22 protein-coding genes are annotated in these 20,615 nt (G+C 61.7%); 10 read left to right on the top strand and 12 right to left on the bottom strand.

Translation table 11 applies throughout. The features are described 5' to 3' along the window. The first annotated feature begins 61 nt into the window (after positions 1 to 61). Entirely contained in the window at positions 62 to 256 is a 195-nt protein-coding gene (locus AC5P9I_RS16275; protein WP_049466061.1) for a hypothetical protein, read from the top strand. 65 nt (positions 257 to 321) lie between these two features. After that, positions 322 to 1,242, top strand: coding sequence for a class I SAM-dependent methyltransferase (locus tag AC5P9I_RS16280; RefSeq protein WP_262408951.1), 921 nt, complete (start codon positions 322 to 324; stop codon positions 1,240 to 1,242). A gap of 3 nt (positions 1,243 to 1,245) precedes the next feature. Here AC5P9I_RS16280 and AC5P9I_RS16285 read toward each other — a convergent pair whose 3' ends face one another. Beyond that, positions 1,246 to 2,214, bottom strand: coding sequence for a polysaccharide deacetylase family protein (locus tag AC5P9I_RS16285; RefSeq protein WP_130768652.1), 969 nt, complete (start codon positions 2,212 to 2,214; stop codon positions 1,246 to 1,248). 71 nt (positions 2,215 to 2,285) lie between these two features. Continuing rightward, positions 2,286 to 2,930, bottom strand: coding sequence for a hypothetical protein (locus tag AC5P9I_RS16290; protein WP_130768651.1), 645 nt, complete (start codon positions 2,928 to 2,930; stop codon positions 2,286 to 2,288). Positions 2,931 to 3,064: 134 nt separating this feature from the next. Here AC5P9I_RS16290 and AC5P9I_RS16295 point away from each other — a divergent pair, with 134 nt between their 5' ends. Continuing rightward, a complete protein-coding gene (locus AC5P9I_RS16295; protein ID WP_150827450.1) occupies positions 3,065 to 3,745 on the top strand; it encodes a hypothetical protein in 681 nt (226 codons plus the stop codon). Between the two features lie 109 nt (positions 3,746 to 3,854). Here the strand turns inward: AC5P9I_RS16295 and AC5P9I_RS16300 are convergent, their stop codons facing one another. Together AC5P9I_RS16300 and AC5P9I_RS16305 are read right to left on the bottom strand one after the other, a co-directional pair. Then, positions 3,855 to 4,028 carry a hypothetical protein gene (locus AC5P9I_RS16300; RefSeq protein ID WP_005415066.1) on the bottom strand — a complete coding sequence of 58 codons (174 nt, stop codon included), beginning with the start codon at positions 4,026 to 4,028 and terminating at the stop codon, positions 3,855 to 3,857. A 9-nt stretch (positions 4,029 to 4,037) separates the two neighbouring features. Further along, positions 4,038 to 4,850 carry an alpha/beta fold hydrolase gene (locus AC5P9I_RS16305; protein WP_130768649.1) on the bottom strand — a complete coding sequence of 271 codons (813 nt, stop codon included), beginning with the start codon at positions 4,848 to 4,850 and terminating at the stop codon, positions 4,038 to 4,040. Between the two features lie 220 nt (positions 4,851 to 5,070). Between AC5P9I_RS16305 and AC5P9I_RS16310 the strand changes: the two genes are divergently transcribed. Both AC5P9I_RS16310 and AC5P9I_RS16315 read left to right on the top strand, forming a co-directional pair. Continuing rightward, a complete protein-coding gene (locus AC5P9I_RS16310; RefSeq protein ID WP_049470200.1) occupies positions 5,071 to 5,550 on the top strand; it encodes a nuclear transport factor 2 family protein in 480 nt (159 codons plus the stop codon). Positions 5,551 to 5,625: 75 nt separating this feature from the next. After that, on the top strand, positions 5,626 to 6,042 hold the full coding sequence (locus AC5P9I_RS16315) for an XVIPCD domain-containing protein (RefSeq protein WP_049470202.1): 417 nt from the start codon (positions 5,626 to 5,628) through the stop codon (positions 6,040 to 6,042). Between the two features lie 63 nt (positions 6,043 to 6,105). Here AC5P9I_RS16315 and AC5P9I_RS16320 read toward each other — a convergent pair whose 3' ends face one another. The 6 genes from AC5P9I_RS16320 to AC5P9I_RS16345 all read right to left on the bottom strand — a co-directional run bounded on the left by AC5P9I_RS16320 (position 6,106) and on the right by AC5P9I_RS16345 (position 11,837). Then, positions 6,106 to 7,176, bottom strand: a complete 1,071-nt coding sequence (locus tag AC5P9I_RS16320) for an XVIPCD domain-containing protein (protein WP_049470205.1) — start codon at positions 7,174 to 7,176, stop codon at positions 6,106 to 6,108. A 37-nt stretch (positions 7,177 to 7,213) separates the two neighbouring features. Next, on the bottom strand, positions 7,214 to 7,789 hold the full coding sequence (locus tag AC5P9I_RS16325) for a hypothetical protein (protein WP_049470207.1): 576 nt from the start codon (positions 7,787 to 7,789) through the stop codon (positions 7,214 to 7,216). A 145-nt stretch (positions 7,790 to 7,934) separates the two neighbouring features. After that, positions 7,935 to 9,080, bottom strand: a complete 1,146-nt coding sequence (locus AC5P9I_RS16330) for a YncE family protein (RefSeq protein WP_049470210.1) — start codon at positions 9,078 to 9,080, stop codon at positions 7,935 to 7,937. 184 nt (positions 9,081 to 9,264) lie between these two features. Further along, complete coding sequence (locus AC5P9I_RS16335) at positions 9,265 to 10,098, bottom strand: XVIPCD domain-containing protein (RefSeq protein WP_231352991.1); 834 nt, start codon at positions 10,096 to 10,098, stop codon at positions 9,265 to 9,267. A gap of 180 nt (positions 10,099 to 10,278) precedes the next feature. Beyond that, positions 10,279 to 10,914, bottom strand: a complete 636-nt coding sequence (locus AC5P9I_RS16340) for a hypothetical protein (protein ID WP_130768647.1) — start codon at positions 10,912 to 10,914, stop codon at positions 10,279 to 10,281. Next, positions 10,911 to 11,837 (bottom strand): XVIPCD domain-containing protein, encoded by a 927-nt coding sequence (locus tag AC5P9I_RS16345; protein WP_187756872.1) that lies wholly within the window; start codon positions 11,835 to 11,837, stop codon positions 10,911 to 10,913. Before AC5P9I_RS16345 ends, AC5P9I_RS16340 begins: the two co-directional genes overlap by 4 nt. A 214-nt stretch (positions 11,838 to 12,051) precedes the next feature. Here AC5P9I_RS16345 and AC5P9I_RS16350 point away from each other — a divergent pair, with 214 nt between their 5' ends. The 5 genes from AC5P9I_RS16350 (at position 12,052) to AC5P9I_RS16370 (ending at position 16,957) form a co-directional block, all read left to right on the top strand. Continuing rightward, positions 12,052 to 12,921: a hypothetical protein gene (locus AC5P9I_RS16350; protein ID WP_130768645.1), complete on the top strand. Its 870-nt coding sequence runs from the start codon at positions 12,052 to 12,054 to the stop codon at positions 12,919 to 12,921. A gap of 21 nt (positions 12,922 to 12,942) precedes the next feature. After that, positions 12,943 to 14,268 carry an XVIPCD domain-containing protein gene (locus AC5P9I_RS16355; protein WP_130768644.1) on the top strand — a complete coding sequence of 442 codons (1,326 nt, stop codon included), beginning with the start codon at positions 12,943 to 12,945 and terminating at the stop codon, positions 14,266 to 14,268. 92 nt (positions 14,269 to 14,360) lie between these two features. Beyond that, positions 14,361 to 14,576 (top strand): hypothetical protein, encoded by a 216-nt coding sequence (locus AC5P9I_RS16360; RefSeq protein WP_187756873.1) that lies wholly within the window; start codon positions 14,361 to 14,363, stop codon positions 14,574 to 14,576. 486 nt (positions 14,577 to 15,062) lie between these two features. Beyond that, the gene (locus AC5P9I_RS16365) at positions 15,063 to 15,431 is read left to right on the top strand and encodes a hypothetical protein (protein ID WP_130768642.1); all 369 of its coding nucleotides are present in this window, start codon (positions 15,063 to 15,065) and stop codon (positions 15,429 to 15,431) included. 623 nt (positions 15,432 to 16,054) lie between these two features. Continuing rightward, complete coding sequence (locus AC5P9I_RS16370; protein WP_130768641.1) at positions 16,055 to 16,957, top strand: HNH endonuclease; 903 nt, start codon at positions 16,055 to 16,057, stop codon at positions 16,955 to 16,957. Between the two features lie 613 nt (positions 16,958 to 17,570). Here the strand turns inward: AC5P9I_RS16370 and AC5P9I_RS16375 are convergent. Then, complete coding sequence (locus AC5P9I_RS16375) at positions 17,571 to 19,379, bottom strand: tetratricopeptide repeat protein (RefSeq protein ID WP_130768640.1); 1,809 nt, start codon at positions 19,377 to 19,379, stop codon at positions 17,571 to 17,573. Further along, positions 19,379 to 20,557 (bottom strand): protein kinase domain-containing protein, encoded by a 1,179-nt coding sequence (locus AC5P9I_RS16380; protein ID WP_130768639.1) that lies wholly within the window; start codon positions 20,555 to 20,557, stop codon positions 19,379 to 19,381. The genes AC5P9I_RS16375 and AC5P9I_RS16380 overlap by 1 nt, the downstream gene beginning before the upstream one ends. Positions 20,558 to 20,615: the final 58 nt, after the last annotated feature.

Consider the following 20,615-nt stretch of genomic DNA (forward strand, 5'->3'; position numbering starts at 1 on the left):
GGCGCCCTTTCCTACTCGGGCTTATGATTCGGCTTCAATCATCACGTACATCATTCAGTTCATGATTTCACCGGCTGGCCCTTGGCTTTCGGTCGGTTTCCGCATTGACAAGGAAAGCGGCCAGTACTTCGTCTCCTTCGGCCGCGGTGGCCAGTGGCAGCGCGGCCCAAGAGCCCTGCACAAGGCCAGCGACAGCGACTACATGGCGCTGATGCTGATCGGGGCCGGGCCGGTGTATGCGGTGAAGTGCGATTGAACTGTAGAGCCAAGCCCACGCTCGGCTGCTTTTGCAGTAGATCCACGCCATGCGTGGATGCAGGCATGGTGGAGCCAAGGGCGGGCTCGGCTCTACAACAGCTGCGGTACCATGCCCTCCCCCGAACCGCCCCGGTACCCGCCGTGCCCCATTACACCGGCCCCCTGCTGACCCGCGACAGCGCCGACACCCTGCGCCGTGCCCATGACAAGGGCGCCGCCGACTGGCAGGGCTCGCTCGATCTCGGCCGCAGCCGGGACAGCGTGGCGCTCGATGCGGACGGCTTCCACTTCCGGGGCCAGCCCTACCCCTGGCCGGGCAAGCTGAAGGAACGCACGCTGTACTACTGGGATGGCGAGGACTTCGCACCGATCTCGCGCTACAGCGGCTCGCTGATCAAGCTGGTGCCGACCGAATGGGGCGCACCGACCTTCGAGATCGACGGCATCAAGATGCTGCCGACCTCGAAGCTGTCGCCGTTCGAGGATGCGCGCCGCAAGGTGGAGCTGGTCGCCCCGGCCGGCAAGGTCATCCTCGATACCTGCGGTGGTCTCGGCTACTTCGCTGCCTGTGCGCTGGAAGCCGGTGTCGGCCAGATCCGTTCGTTCGAGAAGAACGCCGATGTGATGTGGCTGCGCACGCTCAACCCGTGGTCGCCGGATCCGGACTCGGCTGCCGCCGGTGGCCGCCTGCAGTTCAGCCACGGCGATGTCTCGCAGCAGATCGAACAGGTGGCCAGCAACAGCGTCGATGCGATCCTGCACGACCCACCGCGCTTCGGCATCGCCGGCGAGCTGTACTCCCAGGTGTTCTATGACCACCTCGCCCGCGTCATCCGCAAGGGCGGCCGCCTGTTCCATTACACCGGCGCGCCGAACAAGCTGACCAGCGGCCGCGACGTGCCGCGTGAAGTCGCCAAACGCCTGGAAAAAGCCGGTTTCAAGGCCGAACTGGCGCTGGACGGCGTGCTGGCCGTCAAGCGCTGAGCCTTACTCCGAATCGACCTTGGCCAGCTTCATCACCCACGCCGGCACCTCGGGCTCGCCGGCGTAGAAGTCCTTCGGCTTGTTCTCCGCCATCGCCCAGCGGTGCAGCCAGCTCGGGCCATAGCGGCCGTTGTAGCCCTCGGCACCCCGCGCGTAGGCCGGGTCACGCATCGCCTCGTCCAGCGAAATGAAGCGATAGCCGCGCCGCTTCGTGGCCGCCACCAGTTCGGCAAACGTCGCCGCGTTGAGCTCATTGGCGTGCATCAGCCACACCTGCGGCAGCGCGTACCCCAGCAGCGCCTGCGACTGTTTCTCGTAGTAATCCAGCTTGTTCAGCATGTACGGCACGTAGCCCTTGCGCAGCTGCGCCAGCGTCGCTGCGCGCGCGGGCGAGTCCGCCTGCTCGTTCATCACGTTGGCATAGGCGAACGCCCACACCCACTCACCGTTGTCCACCGTCACCGGCGCCACGCGGTAGCCATGCTGCTTGAAGAACCCATCCATCTGCATGCGCTCATCTACGGTACGGCCAGCGCGCAGGTAGGGGTGGCGCATCCACTGTGGCGCCTGCCCCTTCTCGGCCAACAACGGCCGCAGCACTGTCTCGCCGCACAGGAAATCCTGCTGGAACGCCGCCACGCCCTTCGCATTCAGATCCATGTGTGAATAGGTGTGATTGCCCAGCACGTAGCCGGCATCGCGCCAGTCGCGCAGCATCTGCACCCGCGCCGGCTGCACCTGTCCATCCACCTCAAGCTTGTTCTCGTTGACGAAGCCGACCACCGGCACGCCTGCCTGACGCAGCTGGGCCATCAACGCTTCATGCCGCGCCTGCAGGTCCGTCGGCACGATCTGGTCCAGCCGTGCCCATGGCAGATCATCGATGGTCACCGCGATGCGGCGGTCCACCTCGGCGGCGTGCACCGCCAGCGACAGCAGCAACAACGGCAACGCACACAGCAACAAGCGCATCGGGTCTTCCCTGGAGTGGCGAGGCGTCGACTGTAACGCGATTGGCGTGCGCCGCCGAGCGTGCGCCCGGATCAGCCCGCCCGGGCTCGCGCGATCCCCTGCCACAGGCCGATGCCCCCCATCATCGTCGCCAGCAGCAACATCACCAGCACCAGCGCCAGGTCATCCGGATTGCGCATCAACGTCGCGTTCTCGCGCGCCAGGATATGGAACACCACGTGTTGCGCCTGCGCCAGCGGGGTATCGCCCTCCGCCACCAGGTCCATCAGGCACGCCGTGGGTGACAGCCGTGCCACGCTGTTCCATGCAGTCTCGTACAGGTACAGCGTCCATCCGGCCAGGCCCAGCGCTGCGCCATGCAGCACCAGCAGTGCCACGTTCGCCGTGCGCAGCCGGTCACGCAGCCACAGCGCGCGGCTGGCACACACTGCAATCGCACCCAGCAGCGCCAATGCAATGCCCGCGACCGGGATCCAGCTCAGCGGCTGCCAGTCGTCCAACGCACCGGCGCGTGCCATCACCTGTTCGGCCATCTGCAGCCGCGCGTGCGCATCCGGGCCACCACAGGCCTCGGTGATCGGTTCCAGCAGCAGATCGACGCGACAATGGAAGAACCCGGACGCCAGTGCCACGGACAACAGTGCGACCAGCTGCAGCATCAGCAGGATCGGCCCCTGCCCACAGATGCGGCGGATTCGGGACGTGGCAGGGCTCATCGGTTCATCCATGACAGCAAACAACCATCCTAACCAAGCGCTTCGCACGTGTCGGCTGGCGGATGCGACATGCAGCGCATGGCACGGCTACGATGGCGGGGCTGTCCGAGTCCGCAAGTCCCAAGGTATTCCCGATGGTGATGCTGTACCTGGTCGTACGAACGCTGCTGCCACTGCTGGCGTTCGTGTTCGCGTGGTGGTGGTTGGCACGCCTGATCAATGCGCGCGCCGCCCGGCTGCCACGCGTTCCGTTGAATCTGCCGGCGCACAGCAGCAGCCCGCGCAAGAAGGATCGGCGCAGCTACGCGCGCGCTCTGCGGCGCAGGCCGGGCCTGCGTACGGCAACCCGCGCCGCCACCGCACCCCGCAGCTGGCACGTCGCCGCGGCCATCCTCTCGCTGATGGCGCTGATCGCCACCGTGCTGGCCATCCCCGACGGCGCGCGCTTCCAGGTGATGATGGGGAACCTGATCGGCTATCCGAGTGCCCTCATCGAGGTGCGGGCTCCCGTGGCCGCACAGCCGGTGGTGCTGCAGGCGTGGCGGCCCGCACTCGCCCAGCTGGGGCGGCCCACAGTGATGCGCTACCCGATCGCCCGCACCGGTGGCGAGCATGAAGCCCATGCGGTCGTGCCCGTGCAGGTCCGCCAGCAGCCCGACCGGCTGCAGGTGGCCATCGCCCTGCCGGTGGACACCGAAATGCTGCGTGCGGAACTGGCACGGCTGGCCGGGTTGCCGATCGAGACGATCAACGTGCAGCAACGCGACGTTGCGCCGTGGTGGGAGTCGGGCTGGCAGCCACTGCCCGGCCCGTAGCGCCGAGCCCATGCTCGGCGGCCCTTTGCCCCATCCCGGTCGGCACGCGCTTCGCGCCCCAGCCGAGCATCGGCCCGGCTCTACACCAGGTCCACACCCAGCCTATGAATCACGACCCACGCGGTAGCTTCGCCGCCCACATGTTGTCGACCAGGTTGGGATAGCGTCGCCCGTTCTCCTCGGCACGTTGCCGTGCCGCCGCCTTCTGCGCATCCGACAGCGGTTGCGACGTCTGGCCCTTGGGGTTGGGCTTCTTCCACGGGGGGGTTCTGGTCTGGCGCATGGCCGTAGCTTAGCGCTTCAGGAAGTTCAGCAGGGCCAGATTGAAGCGGTCGGCGTGGCTGGTGTTGCAGCCATGCGGCGCGCCTTCCAGGATCACCACTTCGCTGCCCTTGATGGCCTTGTGGGTACGCTGGCCGGAGCCTTCGAACGGCACGATGGCATCGCTGTCACCGTGCAGGATCAGGGTCGGCACCGTGATCTTTTTCAGGTCATCCCGGAAATCAGTGGTGGCAAACGCGTGCATGCAGCCCAGTGCCGCCGTCTGGTCAGATTGATGGCACAGCGCGATCGCCGCCTGGCGCGCTTCTTCGGTCACCATCAGCTGGCCGTTGGCGCTGAAGAAGTCGCGGGTGAAGCCGTCGAAGAACGCCTCGCGGTCCTTCTCCAATCCGCTGCGCATTTCATCGGCCTTGTCCTGGGTCAGCGGACCTTCCGGATTGTCGTCACTACGCAGCAGGAACGGCGGCACCGCCGCAGCGAACACCACACTGTGCAGGCGATCCTGGCCGTGGTTGGCCACGTAGCGCGCCACCTCGCCACCGCCCATCGAGAAACCGACCAGGGTGGCATCGCGCAGGTCACGTTCCTCGATCAACCCCGCCAGGTCTGCCGCCAGGGTGTCGTAGTCATAGCCGTCGGCCGGCTTGTCAGAGCGGCCAAAGCCGCGCCGGTCGTAGCTGATGACCCGATACTGGGCGTCGCGCAGGATCGCCACCTGGGTCTTCCAGGCATCGGCGGACAGCGGCCAGCCGTGGATCAGGATCACCGGGCGGCCGTCGCCACCGGTATCTTCAACATGCAGGCGGATGCGGGAAGCAGGCATGGGCGCTCCTGTGGAAGGGGGGATTGCAGGCTAGCGGCCGCGCCCTGTGGCAGCCGTGAGGGAATCACGCCCCCTCATGACATCGCCTGCACATGCCGCCACGCGAAGCCGCACCGGCCTGGCCGGCCTTCGCACCGCGCCCAGGCGGTTTCGTCGCAGGGCCGTACCGCCGCGGTCACCGGCATGCCAGCCTTCGCGCACCGTCTCCTGGAGTTTCGCCATGCTGCTGCTCACCCTGCCCCTGCTGGCCGCCGGTCTGGTTGCCGCGCCCGCGCCGCCCGATGACCTGCGCGAGCAGATCCGCCAGGCCGATACCCAACTATTCGCCATGGCCTTCGAGGCCTGCGACGCCGACAAGGCCGCCGCGATGACCACCGAAGACATGGAATTCTTCCATGACAAGGATGGCAAATCGGCCAGCAGCCGCGAGGACTTCCGCCGCAGCGTGGCCAGCCTGTGCGACAGCACGCGCAAGGGCGGCTGGCGCCTTCGCCGCGAGCGGGTCGAGCCCTCGCTGCAGGTGTTCCCGCTGCATGATGAGCGAGCCCTGGAAATCGGCGACCACCGCTTTTACGAGCGCGGCAAGGACGGGGTGGAACGCTGGGTCGGCCAGGCCCGTTTCATCCAGGTCTGGCGCCGCGTGGACGGGCACTGGCTGGCCGAACGGGTGATCAGCTATGACCACCGGCCGGCGGATTGACCTTTCCGGCGTCCTTCACCGGCCGGATCTATACTGGCGCGGTTCACCCCGACCCACCGCTACCGTTCGATCGCCATGGCAGAACTCACCCCCAACCACCCCGACTATGGCCTCCATCAGCAGGTCCGCCAGGGCGTGTCCGCTCTGGATGCCCAGCATGGCCGTGCGTTCGACCAGACCAGTGAGCGCCTGACCGCCAGCCTGACCGTACTCGCCCGCGAGCAGGGCCTGCAGCAGGTCGACCACGTGCTGGTCAGCAACGCCACGGCCCAGCACCCGGCCGGGCACAACATCTTCGTGGTGCAGGGCGACCCGGCCAACCCGGCGCACCTGCGCGCGATGATGCCGACGGCCGTGGCGGCGCAGACGCCGGTGGAGCAGTCGATGCAGAAATTGGGGTTGGCCCCGCAGCAGCCGGCCGTGGGGTTAGTGCCCGAACAGCAGGCCCGTGAGCAGGAGCAGCAGCAGAACCCGGCACACCGTCTGGGCTGAGCCGCCTCCAGCGTTGTTGGCGGCCCAGCGCGAGTACGTCGGCTCGCCGTGGCGCTTGCTGCGCTAGGCCATGCGCGGACCGGACTGCTCCTGCACCTGGCGCTGCTGCAGTTCATCCTGCGTGCGCACCTGTGCAGACTGCGACAGCTGCTCGGCACGCTCGAACGAAGTTTCTGCCGGTGTCTGCGCAGCCGCCGCTGTTGGCATGCTGGCGCGCAGCTGTGCCGGATCGTTGCGCTCGCCCTGCACGATGAAGATGTTCTGCGCAGCGTCGGCCTGCGCGGTGCGATCGCTCAGCAACACATGGTCGACCTGGGTCAGGCCGTTCGCCTTGGCCAGGACGTACAGGCTGGCGCTGATGTTCTCGCTGGTGGCGTCGAAGTCGCGGCCCCGCTCTGCATCCAGCAGCGCCACGCCCCGGTGGATCTGCGAGAGCAGCGGATCGTTACCGTGCCGGGCCAGACGATCACCGCTTCGTTCGCCCATGCCCTCAGCGTCACTCAACATGTGTTGCTTGAAACTACGCTCCGGCATGGGATTGGTTTTCCTCTGATTGAGCTCGCTGTCCGGAAACGGCGGATCAATGCTGTCCACGCCATGGATGTTGCGCAGCGGTCGGAATCCATCCTTGCCTGCCCCCTTGATGTCCAGGGGAATGCGGACATCCGGAAGAAGCTGCCCAGCAGGACCTCCCAGCGCGTTCACGTCGATACTTCTTTTCCGCTCGATGCCTGCGTGGTTCAAGGCTTCCCAGGTGAAGTCCACGCAGTTGTTGCGCACGTCCTGATAATGCTTGCTGAAGCCGAATTTCTCCGGGTCCGAGCCGAACTGCTGGAGCTTCCTGTACTGATCTTCACTGATCTCCAGGGTGCGCGTGTAGCGCGGGTCTTTATAGACCGTTGCATCATCCTCCATGATGGCGCCAGGACCATTCATGCTTCCGTGCTCCTTGGGAGCAAATCCGAAGCTCTTCGCAGGCACGCCGGGTGCATGCAGGACGTAGAACATGTGGCCGGGGGCGGACGTCTGCGGAATGCCCTCCGCGTCGACGGCCTGCTTGTGCGTCCTGGGGTCGATCAGCGGCGTGCCAGGTGCAGCGATAACGATCTCTACGGTGTAGCGTGGCTTGTCCATAAGGTGATTCCTTCGTTCCTTCCGGTGGTGAGGTTGATTACTTTCCTGGCGGTCGGGCGGCGTGTACCCGCAACTGGGCCGAGTAATGCTGCAATTCCGGCGTGGCCTTTACCGTGCGAACCTGTACGCGATAGCGGGTATCAGGCTCCACTGGCAGATCAACCAGGCTCAGCGTGTACTGGCCGTCACTGCCCATGTGCGGCGACGTATACCGCCATTCGCTGGATGCATGCCATTCCGGAAGCGGCTCTCCCGCGTTGAGTGCCCCCGCCTGGTAGCTGTCGTAGGTGGGAACATCTTTCCAGGCATCAGCGCCCCATTGCTGCAGGGTCACCTCGAACGGAATCCTCATTGTGCCCACGTCAGGCTCGTCGGGCTTGCGCGTCGCTTGGCGCTGCAACTCCAGCTCCACGGCGTAGGTGCGGTGTGGGATGTAATTTCGCGCGTTCATCTCGAACTCGAAACTCACCCCTTGACCTGGCTGATCCACCGCGATCGGCTGGGCCAGGTCCAGTGGCTCGGGTGGGACAGGATCACGGCCGGAGCAGGCGCCCAGCACAGCGCTCAACATGATCAACAGGCCGGCGCGCAGCCAGCGGTGATTACCCAGCATGATTCAGATCCTTTGGCTCCCTGCCCTAGGGTTTCAACCCTAGCGGGTTGGCGCTCGGCACTGCAACCCGGCAACGAGAAAGGCAGGGTCTGCACCCTGCCTTCTTCACGCGGGAAACCACCGGGCGTAGCCCGGCGTCTTCGCCTTACAGCTGGATGCGCGCCACGCTCTCGTCAGCGCCCTTGTCATCCTTCTCGCCGTTCTTGATGCTCACGAACAGCACGTTGTTCTTCGCATCCAGCGCCAGGCTGTTCGGGTGGGTCGGCACGGTGTAGGTGGCCACCTTCTGGTAGCTGTCACTGTTGTAGGCGGTCACGGTACCGGCTTCGCGGTTGGTCACGTACAGGCGCTTGCGCGGTGCATCCAGCAGGATGCCCAGCGGGCCGGCATCGGTCGGGATGCTGGCCAGTTCCTTGCCGGTGCCGCGGTCGAGCACCAGCACGCGCTGGCCCGGGTGCCTGCTGACCAGGCCACTGCTCTTGGCCTGGTAATCACGCAGCATCTCCGAGCCCTGGTCGGTCACGAACAGACGCTTGCTGGCCGGGTCCAGCGCGATGTTCATCGGCTGCTCGGCGGCGATCTTGTGCTGCGCCACCACCTTGTTCGAATCGGTGCCCACCACCACCAGCTCGGCCAGCAGGTTGCTGGTGTAGACGCGCTTGTTGGCCGCATCCAGCGCCAGGCCCGGCGCCTTGGCATTGCCCAGGCCGTCGATGGTGTTAATCACCTTCAGCGTGCTCGTATCGATCACGAACAGCACGCTGCTCACGTCCGGCTGGCTGCTGTGGCCGGTCACGTACAGTCGGTTGGCCGCGCTGTCGACCACCAGCTCGCGCAGGTCGTGGGTGTAGGCGGCCTTGCCGTCCTTGCCGATCTTTTTCTCCATCAGCTGGATGGTGCCGACGGCCTTGCTCTGCGCGGTGTCGACCACGGTCACCGACAGGTCCACGGTATTGCCCACGTACAGGCGGTTGTGGGCGTCATCCAGCACCACGCCGAAGGCTTTGCGCTCCAGCGGGATGTGGGTTTCCACGGCCAGCGTGGCCGGGTTCAGGCGCAGCACCTGGGCCGGGCCGGCGTCTTCGCCGAAACCGCCGGAGGAGGCCACGAACACGGCGTTCTGCTTCGGGCTGTAGGCCAGCTCGTACAGGCCCTTGGCCACGGTCTGGCGCTGCACGGCGGCGGTGGCGCTGACGGCGGGCGCGTTGTCGGCGAATGCAGAAGGCGCGCCGAGGCTGAGCGAAACGGCAACGGCCAGGGCGGCCGAGCGGAAGAGAGGAGTACGGAACATGCGAGCGTCCTTGAATGGGCACGGGAAGGTGTCCTGGCTCGCTGGGCCGTACTGCGACGGCCCGACCTGCATCTGTCTGCGCGGGTGGGCTGGCTGGGGTTGCCGGGGAATGGTAGCAGGTGGGGGGGCGTGGCGTGCGCCGGTGCAGGCATGGCACACGCTCGACCTTGGCGCTGCCCTCCGGCTATGCCATCCGTGGGCCGTGGCTCTGTTGCAGCTGCTGCTCTTCCTGCAGGCGCTGCACATCGCGCTGCGGCAGGTTCTGCGGCAACTGCGCCACCCGTTCGAACGAGGCCTCTACCGGTGCCTGCTCTGCCAGCTCCGCCGGCATGCTGGCGCGCTGGTGCGCCGGGTCACTGCGGTCCCCCTGCACGATGAACAGCTTCGGCGCGGTATCACCGCGCGGCTCGCCCAGCACCACTTCGTCCACACGCGAGAACTGCTGCTCCTTCGACAGCGCGAGCAGGCTGGCACTGACATTGCCGTTGCGTGCACCGAAGGCACCGAGGTCGGCCACCTGCTGGTGGATCTGGTTGAGGCGGGCATGATCATCGTGCGCCGAGTCTGCGGGCGTGCCGCTTGCCGCGAGGGTGCTGTTGCCGCGCCACTGCTCGCCGTTCTCGGTGAACATCCACTCGCGGAATGTCTGCTTCGGCATCGGGTTCCACTGCACCCTGTCCAGCTCGCTGCCCTTCACCTGCTGCGGAATGGCATTGACGGCGCGGATGTTGTCCAGGACCTTGGTGGCGCCCTCGTAGTTGTTGATCTCCCCGGCCAGCCCAACCGGGCGCAGGCCGGCGTGGTTCAGGGCACCCCATGCGAAATCGGTGCAGGCGTTGGAGAAGAAGTCGTAGTTCATGTCGAAGCCGTGCTTCTTCGGATCAGCCGAGAATTCGAGGATGCGATCGTACTGCTCCTTGCTGATCTCGATCGTGCGCTCGAAGCGGGGTTTGTCGTAGACCCGCAGATCCGTGTCATCGACTTTGCCCAGCGAGGGATTCGCACGGTCATTCCCCATCGTGAATCCCCTGCTCTTGGGAGCCGGGTCATCTGATCGCGTCAGCGAAAGAAACATGTGCCCGGCAAATGAAGGATCAAGCGGCATCTGCTGACCCGCTTCGTCCACGCCAACTCTCGGCGTGCCAGGCGCGGCCAGATGGATTGTGACGGTATAACGCTCAACGTCCTTGCTCATGCCCTACTTCCCTAGTGATTGATATCCAACAATAAGCTCGGCATGGAGCCCTTCCAGCTGCGGACGGTCCTCCATCAGGTCGACTGTCAACCGATACCGGCCCGGCTCCAGCCAACCGACATCCGCGACCTGAAGTACCTGATACAGCATCTCACGTGAGTGCAGACCGGCTTCGATCAGTGCGCCCTCATCCAGGCTTGTATCGGACAGATATCGCACAATCTCATCTTCTGGAATTCTCTGTGAGTCGCGCCCGTCAGGAGTGCTCTGCCATAGCTGTACAGGACCAGGTGCGCCGCCATCAATCCGCTCCAGGCGCAATCGCGTGGGTGGCCTTCCCAGCCTGATCTTCTCCCACGCGTCCAACAACGAGCGCCCGTCGGTATCCTGCAGCCGCAACCCAATGTTCAGGATCGGAATGGCCGGCTTCTGGAGTGCCGGCAAATCAAACGTGAGCTCGGCAATCCGACCGGCCTTCTGCAACTGCACGGCCCGCGTGAACGGCACAACCGTGCGGGCCTCGGCCTGTGCACGCGTCAGCAGGGGCGGCGCAACCTCAGGCGCTGGTGACGCACGGCATGCCGCCAGCGCGCCCAGCACCGCCAGTACCAGCAGCCCCCGCCGCAGTGGTCGCGTCATTGCTCCTTCAACCGCAGCGAATCGGCCACATCGGTCTTGGCCGCCACCTCGGTGGCGATGCTGGCCCGGCGGTGCCCTGGGTCGTTGCGGTCGCCCTGCACGATGAAGATGCTTTCGGCGGCATGGCTGTTCTGGGTCGGCCGGCTGAGCAGCACGTGGTCCACGCGCGAGAGGTTGTTCTGCTTGGCCAGCACCAGCAGGCTGGCGCTGATGCGCTGGCTGGCCGCATCGAACGGGCGGCCGTGCGCGGCGTCCAGCTCCGCTACCTTCTGGATCAGCTGCGAGAACAGGCGGTGGTCCGGATGCGAAGGGTCCAGCAGCGTGCCGGCCACTTCAATCGGCGTCGGCGGCGGCTCATCGCTGGCGCGGTCGCCCTGGCGATGATGCTCGGCCTCGTGCTCGGGCATCGCGTTATGGGTTTCGGCATTCAGATCGCTGCCCGGGAACGGCGCAGCGATGCACTGGATCTCCGGCAGGTTGAACAGCACCGCAAACTCGCCCAGGTTGCTGCCGCCGTCCAGCGGCACCGGCAGCGGATGCAGGCCTGCGTAATGCAGCGCCGCCCAGACGAAATCGCTACAGCGGTTGATGGTGGCCGGGCGATCCACATCGAATTCGAACTCGGCCGGTTCCTCGGCGAAATCACGCAGGCAGCCGTAGTGCTCCTCGGTGATTTCCAGGGTGCGGCTGTAGTACGGGTCCAGATGCTCGTCGGCATCGTCGTGGCGTACCTGCGCGTACTGCACGCCGGTGCGGGTTTCGCCCGGCGCCTGGCGCGGCGGCGCGAAGCCGTAGCTGTGGGCCTCGTCGCCCGCAGCGACCTGCAGGTACATGTGGCCGCGCGGCGAGATGCCCCCACTTTTCAGCGGGGTGCCGGGCGCGGCCAGATAAAGGGTTACGGTGTAGCGTGTTGCCTGCTCCATGCCTGTTCAGCCTTGATGGGTGCTGCGGTCCTGGGTGGATGATGGCATAGGTGGGATGGGGGTCAGCTGGAGGGAGAGAGGACGCCGATCGCAACTTGCTGAATGTGTGAGCCAGCCAGCAATAATGGGCCCGGACGTGAGCAAGTGCCCGCAGCGACTGGAGCTTGCCATTCCACCGATCTATAGTCGTTCCGATCATGCAAGGGAATCGCCCATGAGCAGAGCACCGGCTTGCCGGCTTGCCTCCTTCGCCCTGGTGGCCGTGCTCAGCACCACCGCCTGCGCGAAGGCCCCATCCACGGAAAAGGACCCGAACGGAACCCCCATGTCCGAAAGCGCAACCAGCCCACGTACGGTGGGCGGACAGACCTACACAACGCAGCCGGTGGAAGCTCGGCTTGGCCCGCACCGCTTCATGTTCCCGGCCAACCTCTACTACAATCAGACGGGCCCCCTGGCCGATGGGGGCGTCATGCTCACGGTGTTCTGGCCAGGTTTCGATGCAGCGCCGCCCGGTGATCGCCCGGTGCGCAGCACGCAGGACAGCCGGCGGCAGGTGCTGGTCGAGCTTAGATACATCGATCGCGTTCCCATCCAGAACTATCTGGCACGTCGGTCCAGTAGCGAAGCCACCAGCGCGCCGGGATCACTGGAGCGAAGGGACCCGGTAGAGAACCTTGCGCTGCGCGTTGCACAACCCGAGCGCTGGGGTCTGACGCCGTATGCGATTGACCCATCGTTGATGGCAGCCTATGCAAAGGACTCGGAGGCTGCGCTGGGCAGGCCTTACGTGCGCAACCCGGGGATGGAGCCAGACTGGTATGTGGCCCGCTCGGCGGAGGGGCAACTGACAACGTTCATCAGCTGCGACCCGGCAGACCGCATTCCTGACGGACTTGTAGTTCAGGGAAAGACACTTGAACGCGCCGGCGAAGGCCAGATCGCAATGTGCCGCCATTCCATCGTGGATGTGGGCGACAGCATCGCCATCGAGATGAACTATGCACGCGTCATGCTGAGCGACTGGCAGCGTCTGGAAACCAGCGTGCGTGATCTTCTGAGCCGCTATCGCGTTCAGCCGTAAACCGCATCTCAAGGATGAATCATGAGCGGACTTACCGATAAGGACATTCGTGTCCTGTCCTCCTACGCGAAGGAGGGAAACCGCGAGCTGTATTGGAACTATCTTGCGCAGCTTCCCGACAATGATGGCTACGGACTGCTGGCGTTGGGTGTTGTGCGCAACGACAGCCTCCCTGGCCGGGTGGCCAACAGCTTTGCAACCGCCGTTGCCGAGCAGCAGGCCACGCTGTTCGGCAACGAGAAGAACGTCGCGTTCACCGAGCGCAGGCAAGAAACCTTCGGCCAGGAGCTGATCAGGAACGACCTGGCGGAGCGCAAAAGTTGGATGGAGGCCGGCAGGCCCGATCTGGCACTCAACCTGCCCTACACCAGCACGCTCAAATCCCACGATGTTTCGTTCGAAAAGAACGACCTCAATGTGAACTGCTGGACGCCGCGCTTGCTGCTGGTGTCCACAGAGCACAAACGCGGTGAGCAGGCAGCCGAAAAGGTCTGGCAGAACATGCTGGACAACAGCGCGGCCGGCGCATTCCGTGCCGGCAAGACGGCCGTCAGCGTGCACCTGGATATGCCGCAGCCCGCTGGGCATTTCTACTTCGTTGAGCTGAGCAAGTTCGAGGGCGCAGCACTCCTGCAGCGCGACGCCGTAGATCCGAACGTGATTGGTACCAAGTTCGACTATCACAGCTACGACCCCAAGGACGGCAGCTGGAACCGCACAGTGGGCGTTCCCCCACTCGATAGAACAACCAAAGAGGCCGATCCCGCCGAGATTTCCGTTTTGAATGAGACCCGCGAGGTTCGCTTGGAACGCGAGGCCAAGGCGAAGCAGTTTCATCCTGAAGATCCCTACAGAGAGATCGCCAAGAGCCCACGCGTGGTGTCTACGCAGGAATCCGAGCCTCTCTTTACGGAAGGACGCCGCATCGCGGCGATAGAGCCAGGCAGCCCGGACTACGCGCTCCATCAGCAGATTCGCCAGGGCGTCGCTGCACTGGACGAGAAGCACGGCCGCCCCTTCGACGCGACCAGTGAGAACCTCGCCGCCAGCCTGACAGTGAAGGCACGCGAGCAGGGTCTGGAACAGGTGGACCATGTGGTGCTGAGCAACGCCACGGCCAATCAGCCGGCGGGTCACACCATCTTTGTTGTACAAGGCGACCTATCTGACCCCGCCCACCTGCGTGCAGGAATGCCCACTGCCGTGGCTGCACAAACGCCGGTGGCTGAGTCGCTGCAGCAACTGGCTGTGGTGAGCGATCAGCGCGAGCTCGCCCGTCAGAATGAGCAGCAGGTGCTGGATGCACGTACGCAGGAACAACAGAGCCACGCCATACGCATGGGCTGAGCGCCTCAGGTTGAGGCGGCCTCCCTCGGAGCCAGAGATCGCAGCCCCTGAGACTTCCCTAGGTCATTCTCCCTTGCTTCGGGAGGATGACCATGACCAAGATCGACCCTGCATGGCTGGAAGCTTTCGACGTGGAGCTTCTCTACCTGTTCGCCATCGATCATGGCGACGCCGGCATGGATGAGTACCTGCTGGGTTGCTACGCAGACCTTCCGCCACACGAGGCGGCGCTGGCGTTCGGCAGCGACTACGACCTGGAGCGCGACGATGCGCTGTGGCCACGGCCGGGCGTGGCGCTGCAAAGTTAAGCCGTGTCGCAATCGGCACGCTGCGCGAATGGGCCCTGTGGGCCACATGTCGCTTTTGGGATCCCGAACAGCTGCAAACCGTGCTTTTCAATGCGCATTCGGGCGGTAACTTAACACCGGCCGAAACCACTGCGCCGCAAGGGTTCTGCCGCGCGCGCGCCATGCAACAATGCCGTAAGCGTCGGCATTTACGGCCTCTGCGGTCTACGGTTTCTTGGCATCTCGCAACCATGCGAGTACATCTTGGCATGCCACCTCACACAGGGTGGCACGGGCGTCGAAAACCCGGTCAACAACCATGTGTTTGCGCTTGTCAGCCGGCGTCACGTTCGTGTGGCGCCGGCTGGCAATCCGTTCGCGGTCCATGGCGGGCGGTGCGTGGGGGTCTTCGGACCCGCCGGATTGGTTGTTGACCGGTTTTCGAGCCTCGCATCGTCCGCCACTTTTATCGGTGGCGCTGCTGTCTGTCCTGTACGGAGCATTACCATGAACACATCGGACTTCCGTTCCCTGCACGCGCAGTACGATCCGGTTGAGGCCGAAGCCGACCGCGATCCCTCCCACGATCCCAGCGCCTTCGTCGCCACGCTGCGACGCATCGGATCTGGCGCAGCTGCGGATGGCCAGCCTTGGCCGGAACGGCATCAACTGCCTGGGCGGTGTCTTCAGTTGGCGGATGCGGATTGCGCGCTGGCCGGGCTACGTGTGGTGGCGGAGCTGATGTTGGCTGCGGAGCGAACTCGGCAGAACGGCGCGCCCGAGGAGTACCTGGGGGACCGGGTGATGGAAGGGTTGAAGATGGCGTGTGTGGCGTTGACTGCGCAGGCTATTGAGCGGCTGCAGGTTCGGGAGTAGAGCGCACCTCGCTGCGCACATCGAATGCAATGTACGGATCGTATGCACGGTCCGAAGTATTCGCCGCTGTCTGAGCCTTTAGCCTCTAACACTAGCCTCACTATGCCGAGCCGGACTTTGCTTGCCCTGACGACGGCAGCGCTACTGGGATTGATCATTGGAGGGACGTACACGCCGGCCACCGCAATGAGTTTTGAGAACTACCCAAGACTCACCGACTCGGAGTTTGCCTTGTTCCAGGCCGACGCCGAGAACTTTGCCGAAGCGTTGGCTTGCCAAGGCGTCACCGTCGGAAAACATGATTCCAGTAGACGCTTCTTTGATATGAGCGTACTTGGCGATGCCATTCTGTTTGTGGACAACTCTGGGCTGAGTCTTCTGATAGTCACCATGTCCACGGTCGCAAGCGATACAATGGAGCTACAGCGCTGGAAAGATGGATGGGGCTCACCAGAGAGACGCAGGAGCAACTTGAGCCCATCTGAGAACAGCTGCCCTCCGCTCTCGTCCAAATAGCCCCCATCTGCACCCTGCCCCCACAGCCGAATGCGTCAACCAATGACACAAGCAACGTGGTTCTGGCTAGAATCCTTGGCACTTAGCTTCTGGGACAGGGATCTAGGATGGAACTCCCATTCGAGGTGGGCGCGCTCTACAACCGTCAAAAGCAGATCCACGGTGTATTTGGCGGGCAACAGCAAGGCGGCATTTCGACACCCAAGGAGTATCCGCTAGTCATCGCGTTCACTGGCCAGGCCGGCGTATCTCATGGCTACCATGATTTCTGGGACGACGACGAGGTCTTTCACTACTTCGGTGAGGGTCAAGTCGGAGACATGAAGTATGTGGCGGGCAACCGAGCGATCGGCGAGCACGCCAAGGATGGCAAGACGCTTGTAGTGTTTCAGATGATGGGTAAGGGGCGGCCCTACCGGTATCTTGGTAGATTCATGTGCCAGTCCTCCTACGTTCGGCCCGGCACGCCAGATCGAGAAGGGCAGCCAAGATCTGCGATCGTGTTCCGCCTGAGATCATTGGAAGCCTCGCTGGGCCTTGCGGCAAGTGAGAAGGACCAGGCTGAGATCGATGCCGCGATCGATGACGTCGGCGCAACCAGCACAAGACGCGAAACCGAGGTGCGGACAAAACAACGCCTGTTCCGCGAGCGCCTGATCGGCGTTGAGAAGGGTTGCCGACTGACCGGCATTGAGGATCTGAGATTCCTTCGCGCGAGCCATATTAAGCCATGGGCAGATAGCACTCCTAGCGAACGCATTGATGGCGAGAACGGGCTACTGCTGGCCCCGCATGCGGACCTGCTGTTTGATCAGGGTTGGATTAGCTTTTCGTCGAGTGGCCGCATACTAGTTTCGAACAGGCTGCCGTCTGACGTGCAAGTTCGGCTCGGTCTGAGCTTGGATACATCACTTCGATATGGAGTTTTCTCGCCGAAGCAGATTCGCTTTTTAGAATTCCACCAAGACGTTGTTTTTGACCATTCCCCACAAACTTACCGAGAGTACTGATCGCCAAGCCTGCTTCAACAGCCCACTGATTTCCGGAGCTCACGTTGCCCCTCAAGTGCACGTTCTGCCCCTCCCCGCCAGTTCTGTTGCTGGCAGTGCGGAACAACGAACCACCGCTTCCGGCCGTAGCTGCCCTCTAATTTCTTATAGTCGCAGTCGTTGAATACCAGGCCGTTGTGCGAGCGAGAAAGGGCATGAGGGCCTGAGCAAGCTAGGCAGATGCAATGCTCGCCTTACCGGTTTTCGACAGGTGCCAACTAAACAACTGTTGTGCCTAGCTGTACCCAGCAGCGGATCACCAATGCACAGATCATTCACACATCCGAGCAGCCCCCCCCTCCCGCACAGTTCGGTGAGCCAGCGCTGACCGGTGTCCCGGCGCGCGACACCTCTGCTTCAATCCACGATCGCTGGCCAAGTGGAAGTTTGCGCTCCTGCCAACCCAACAGTTGGAAAGTCCGCTGCACCGTGCTATTGCAATGCCGAACAATGACGCGGCTTCGACAATCTCACTGAACGCCTCGTCCAGATCGACTCTGGACCTTTCCCGCTCTTTTACATCAGTCGGATCACCATACGACGAAGCCCGGGACGCAGCAAGTTGCGCCCTTACCTACTGACGTGAAATAACTTTGGCCAATTGCAGTGCTTGCCGCCGCAAAACATCCTCTCCCAACCTCTCGCCTGAAGCCTTGCCCAAGTATCTAACTGCCTTTTTCACATCAGTAGAGAGATAGGTTTTAGCAATCTCAATATTCATTTTTTGGCGTATCCTAGACTTGTCAAACGGCCGTCTAGCCAGATGAATCGCCTCCTTGTAGAGAGCCTCCCCTTTCTCTCTCTTCATCCTCCTCATATTTATCAACCCCATTGTTGCAGTCACATAGGGGTCAAAATGAACGTATGAAGATACATGGCCAATTAGCCTTAGTGCATCATCCAACGCACCAATCTCGGCGAAGCCGAATGCGATGTTATTTATAGCGACCTTGTCATTAACAAAATAGTCAGGACATCTAGATTTAAACCAGTAAAGAGTACTGGCGAGCCTGGCGTCATTATTTCTGTTTACACCCAAATGCGCGGCTTCAGCGGAGGCAATCCAGACAGCCAAGTCACTTGATATTCTTTCTGCGCCGATTAAATTAGCGGTAACTTCAAACGCCTCATCAAAACGCTTCAACTTAATTAGTGAATTCACATGAGATGAGTATATATCCCAGAACTCAGAATCTCCCGCAAGATCATAATCTTGATCTTGTGCAATTACATGAGAAGTAATCGCAAGCGCCTGCTCGTATTGCCCGACGGACGAGAGCAAATGGGCTGAATTCCGAGTTATCAAGAGATCAAGTGCAAGTCCGCCTTCACTTTCGGAGTGAAGTGCCTGCTTGAAGGCCTGAAGCGCTCGCGCATGATCCTTCTTGCGCGCATACGCAACTCCCAAGTTGTTCCAGACACCAGCTGTGGGATTGACTGCGCCTTGGCACTTCAGGGCAGTAACACTATCGTCTATCAGCCCAACTTTCAGCAGGGATCTAGCAAGGCGCTCCCAGATTGCCGGGTCCTTTTGCTCAAATTCAGTAAAATATCGGAGGACGGGAATTACATCGTCATCCAAACCAAGCTGAGCATTAATATCCGCATATAGCAACAGGGCATTTCGATTGAATGGATCCAGAGAAATTGATCTCTTCAAACACTTTGACGCCTGTCTAATCTGACCAAGACCAAGATATGCCAGGCCAAGATTGCAGTATGCCACTGAAGAATTTGGCCGTTCGTCCACCGCAATCTTCAAAATTCCAATAGCTTCCTTGAACCGCCGCTCGACGATGAATAGAGCTCCCTGGAACAATCTTTCCGAGTAGCCGGATGGGTTGACATCCAACGCTATAGTTAGCCAGTACTTAGCTGCCTTCAAATCGCCTTCGCGAACACTGAACGCCGCCAGCCTCAGCGAAGCAATGGAATCTTCACCAGCGATTTTGGCGAGTATCTCTTTCGCAGAATCAATTCTCCCTTGACGAGCCGAAACCTCGCCAAGCTTGCGAGAAAAAATTGCCGAATCTTCCAAATCTATCGCTGCACGAACGGCTGCGGACTCCTCAACTAAATTTCCAAGGATAGAGTGGAGGTTCGCCAACCGGTTATGGAATGTCGCTGAATATTTGAACCTATCGAACTTCTGAAGCATCGATGCCAGATGAGCCTGGGCAGATTCGCGAAGATGTTCGTTGTGATTTCCATCGACTTTCAATGAGAATGAATTCTCACCCAGCATCTGCATCTCATTGATGTCAGCCAATGGCGGCGACACGAGCGTTAGAGGGTTGCTCGCATCGTCCGTAAAGACAACCTCAAATCTCGCAGGTGTTGCCGAAAGAGAGGGAACGCCTTGAGTTTCCTTAATCTCATCCATCACACCCTCGCCGAGTCCAAATTCCGCAACCCGATAACGCGTTGAGCGCGAGCTGCAGCTTTTGCGGCCCTCGCGGCCCTCCTATCTGCAGCTTGCTTCGCTTTTCTCTTGGCAAGCTGTTGATTTTCAATAATACGTATTGCATTCCAGGAAACTTCACGAATCCTTCTAAAGCTGATGGTCCGCTGCTGAAAATCCGGGACCGTCATTCTACCGACGAGCGAAGTAAGAATATCCGCAATGCACAGTGGAGCACTTGAGCCTGCGCCACTAAGAGTGACTGGACTCAATCCATGAAGCAATTTGGGCGCCTCTCGAGACCAAGAATTCAACTTAGCTTCCACTGAAACCTCCGACCCAACTTTCGATCGGAGAGCTGCGAACCTAACGTCAAAGTCCGAATTGACCCGCCTAAATGCAGCAGGAAAATCATCATGGTGAAATAATTCGAACAGCATGCATCCTAGAGCGAAAACGTCGCTCAACGGCGCAACCGTTCGTGCGCCCGATAATCCACAGAACGCCTCTGGAGCAGAGTACATCAACATTCCAACTGGTCCACCGTAACTGGACGAAATTGGTGCGGAGTCGTAGCGAGCCGCTGTCCCCAAGTCGATCGCGACTACTTCACGACCATCGATTCGTTGCTGGGCCCGGAAATTATCAGCCTTGAGATCTCGATGAAAAACCCCCCTTGAATGAAGGCTCTCCACAGCAAGCACTACCTCATTGAATATTTTTAGCTTCTCGATCGCAGGCTTGGTGCCCTGGCTTTGAAAATACTCATCTATATCATCATCGAGCCAATCAACTGCAAAGTAACTGGCTGGAAGAGTGATGACAATCCCACCTGAAACGGCGGCTTGCAGATTGTAAGTATTAAAATTTGAAAGAACCTGAAGACACCTGGGTGCGCCAATGAGTCTGGTTAGAATTTCATGCTCTCTCTCAAAGCTCTTTATTCGATAAACATCCGCCTTGTTGGGATCCAGATCGAAGAACTTCAAGGCAACTTCATTTCCAGTTAACTCATCCTTTGCGCGAAAAATGAGAGAGAAGAAGCCGCGCTTTGGGCCCGATATCGGCACGTTAACTAGCTGCAAATTTGAATAGCGATTTTCAAATAACTCGAGGGATTCAAGAGTATCAACAAGAAGCTGGCTATTTCCGTGCAGCATAGGGCCTCCCTTGGCTTCAACCTCCTCCCCCCCTAAGCAGAGGGAGGAGGAGAACTTT

It is taken from the genome of Stenotrophomonas sp. YJH_SMC_29, assembly GCF_059371235.1.